This is a genomic window from Janibacter sp. CoH_79_TC_3 (assembly GCF_058197955.1).
This window is the reverse complement of record NZ_JBXWIV010000109.1, coordinates 1-265: the sequence shown is the minus strand read 5'-3', so window position 1 is coordinate 265 and position 265 is coordinate 1. Positions and strand designations below refer to the sequence as shown.

At 38.5% G+C, this 265-nt stretch carries 1 protein-coding gene; it reads left to right on the top strand.

The genetic code is table 11. From position 1 onward, the window contains the following. On the top strand, positions 1-265 hold a 265-nt coding region (locus tag AC2FA3_RS15280), incomplete at both ends, for a hypothetical protein (protein ID WP_490510328.1).

Below are 265 nucleotides of genomic sequence, written 5' to 3'. Positions count from 1 at the left end.
ATGGTAACCAAGCTGCTTCACCCTAGCGTCTTTGTTTTGACCAATATTTTCCGTGATCAAATGGACCGTTATGGTGAAATTTATACTACTTATGAAAAGATCGTAAATGGGATTAAGTTAGCACCAGATGCAACAATTATTGCTAACGGTGATGCCAGCATCTTTTCATCAGTTAAGTTGCCTAACAAAAAGATTTTCTATGGTTTCAAGTTGCCTGGTGACAAGCCAGAAAATGACTTTAAGGCAGCTGTTAACACAGATGGTG